Origin of the sequence: Sphingobacterium shayense (assembly GCF_013179575.1) — a bacterium.
Classification (GTDB): Bacteria; Bacteroidota; Bacteroidia; order Sphingobacteriales; family Sphingobacteriaceae; genus Sphingobacterium; species Sphingobacterium shayense.
Map to the genome: position 1 here is coordinate 1 of NZ_JABMCQ010000126.1, position 2,763 is coordinate 2,763.

Here is a 2,763-nt window from a genome sequence, read left to right on the forward strand (position 1 = left end):
TTGTTCTATGATTTTTACAGATTCTTTAACTTCGTCTACACGTACCTTATAACGATCCCAACAATCGCCAAGAGTGCCCATCTCGCCTTTTCCAACCGGAACTTCAAATTCCAATTCTGGATATACAGAATACCCATCGACACGCCGGAGATCCCATTTAATACCCGACGCTCGTAGCATCGGGCCGCTACAGCCATAATTTATCGCCACATCAGCAGGAAGAGCTCCAATGTTTGCTGTGCGTGAGATAAATATTTGGTTGTTGGAGAGTAGTTCATCGAGTTCGATCAACTTTGGTTTAAAATATTTTATAAAATCATTACACCGCTCTTCAAATCCAACAGGGAGATCGTAAAAAAGACCACCTACCCAGATGTAATTATACAACATTCTCGATCCCGAAGCCCATTCCAACATATTCATTATGTGTTCTCTGTCTCGAAAACACCACATGAAGGGTGTAAAGGCGCCGATATCTATCCCATAGGTTCCTATCGCAATCAAATGCGAAGCAATACGGTTAAGTTCACATACCAACACTCTTATGTATTCGATTCGCTTCGGAAGATCATTATCAATACCTAACATCCGCTCAACTCCCATAACAAAGGCGTGACTATTGTTCATTGAAGATAAATAATCAAGCCTGTCTGTAAATGGAATGGCTTTGCCATAATTCATTGACTCTGCGTGCTTATCAAAACAGCGATGAAGATATCCCATGTGTGGTATAATATCTTTAACAAGTTCTCCATCTGTAATGAGTTCTAGTCGAAGAACCCCATGCGTCGAGGGATGCTGGGGACCGACATTTATAACCATTTCCTGAGAACTAATTCCAGAAATTTTATTTTTATACCGTTCAACCGCTTCTGTATATTTGCTCATTAAAAATTACTTAATTGTTATACCGTGATAACTTTCTGGATCCTGATAGTCCTTGCGTAAAGGGTGCCCTTGCCAATCATCGGGTAATAAAATACGTCTCAAATCGGGGTGACCTATAAAAAATATCCCCATCAAATCATATGCTTCCCGCTCGTGCCAATCTGCAGTTTTCCATACCGAACTCACCGATGGAACTTCCGGCAAATTGTCTTGGGATCTTTCATTGGGTATTTCTACTTTCAATACCAATTGAGTTTGATAAGGTAGAGAAGCTAAGTGATACACTACTGTAAATCTATTTTCTGGAAAATAGTCTACCGCGGAAATATTGGATAAAAAGTCATAATAATGTCCTTGAGTATCTCTTAGGTACATACATATCGGCACAATATATTCAACATTCACAACCAGAATGGGCTGCAAATTTGACTCTTCAACACGTACCACGGCCTCCGTTCCAAATGTAGTTATCAGTTGCTGTTGTATTTCTTCAATCATTATTTTAAGGTGCCAAACGGTGAATTTTCCAATCGTGGCCGCGTTTAATATACTCGACACGATCATGTAAACGGTTACTTCGTCCCTGCCAAAACTCCATACGAAGTGGCTTTACTAGATAGCCTCCCCAATGTTTTGGACGAGGAATATAATCAGATTTTTCATACTGCTTTCTGAGGGTTTCAACGCGAGACTGTAAAAAAGATCTGTTATCAATAATCTCACTTTGTGGTGATGCTAACGCACTTAGTCGACTTAATTTAGGACGCGAAGAAAAATATTCATCCGACTCTTCTGCGGGTAATTTTTCAACGACGCCTTCAACACGTACTTGGCGCTGCAACTCCGGCCAAAAAAACAATAGGCTTACCTTATCGTTATTTTCAATAGAAACTGCCTTTCTACTATAGTAATTTGTAAAAAAACTAAAGCCGTTTGGCTTAATATCTTTTAACAAAACGACTCTAGAGGACGGAAATCCCTCCTCGCTAACGGTAGATAAAACCATAGCGTTCGGTTCAATGACCTTAGAATTTACAGCTTCATTAAACCATCGCTGAAATTGATCTACGGGGTTTTCCGCTACTTCCTTTTCGTCAAGGCTAAACTTACTATAATCCTCACGGATGGAGGCAATATCTTTGTGAATAATTGACATGATCCAAGTCAGTTGTTACAGATAGCAAACTTAATCAAAACGTATGGCATTCGTAGAGCAGTAATCGCAAAAAATTGTGATTGTCTATAAAATATCTTATATTAATCCATAAATAAAACGATTCGATTTTTTAACGTTAGTCCAACAATTATGTTCAATACGTCCAGTCCCGAGAAAGGTAGCATTCTACTTGCAGAACCATTTATGTTAGACTATAACTTTGACAGATCCGTCATTTTACTATGTGAGCATGACATTGAAGAAGGTACCATGGGTCTGATCCTCAACCATCGTTCAAGTTTATTACTGTCTGATGTTATTAACGAAATTGAATCCGATGACTTTAATTTATATATCGGTGGTCCGGTCAACACGGAGGCAATGTTTTTTATTCATAAGGTTCCCGATCAAATTGAAGGAGGTGTCCAATTAGTCGACAGATTTTACTTCGGGGGAAATTTTGACCAAGTTATATCTTTGATTAACAACAAATTGATAACATCAAGTGACATAAAATTCTTTCTAGGGTATGCCGGTTGGAACATCAATCAATTAGAAGATGAAATCGAGCAAAATAGCTGGGTCGTACACAATAAATTTCCAACCGAATTATTACTCCTTGAAGATGGTGAAGACCTTTGGAAACAAGCGATAATAAGTTTAGGTCCAAAATATGCTCACGTTGCCAATTTTCCAAAAACCCCTAACATGAACTAGAA

The 2,763-nt window shown here is 38.6% G+C and carries 4 protein-coding genes; 1 reads left to right on the forward strand and 3 read right to left on the reverse strand.

Annotated elements, in window-relative coordinates:
• The 3 genes from HP439_RS13730 to pdxH form a co-directional block, all read right to left on the reverse strand.
• Nucleotides 1–888: NADH-quinone oxidoreductase subunit D (locus tag HP439_RS13730; protein ID WP_172390915.1), on the reverse strand; the 888-nt coding region annotated here is incomplete at its 3' end.
• A gap of 6 nt (nt 889–894) precedes the next feature.
• Nucleotides 895–1,386 (reverse strand): NADH-quinone oxidoreductase subunit C, encoded by a 492-nt coding sequence (locus HP439_RS13735; protein WP_172390916.1) that lies wholly within the window; start codon nt 1,384–1,386, stop codon nt 895–897.
• Nucleotides 1,387–1,390: 4 nt separating this feature from the next.
• A complete protein-coding gene (gene pdxH, locus HP439_RS13740; RefSeq protein ID WP_172390917.1) occupies nt 1,391–2,044 on the reverse strand; it encodes a pyridoxamine 5'-phosphate oxidase in 654 nt (217 codons plus the stop codon).
• 150 nt (nt 2,045–2,194) lie between these two features.
• On the opposite strand from pdxH, the gene HP439_RS13745 reads away from it, so the two are divergent.
• Nucleotides 2,195–2,761 (forward strand): YqgE/AlgH family protein, encoded by a 567-nt coding sequence (locus HP439_RS13745; protein WP_172390918.1) that lies wholly within the window; start codon nt 2,195–2,197, stop codon nt 2,759–2,761.
• Nucleotides 2,762–2,763 lie beyond the last annotated feature (2 nt).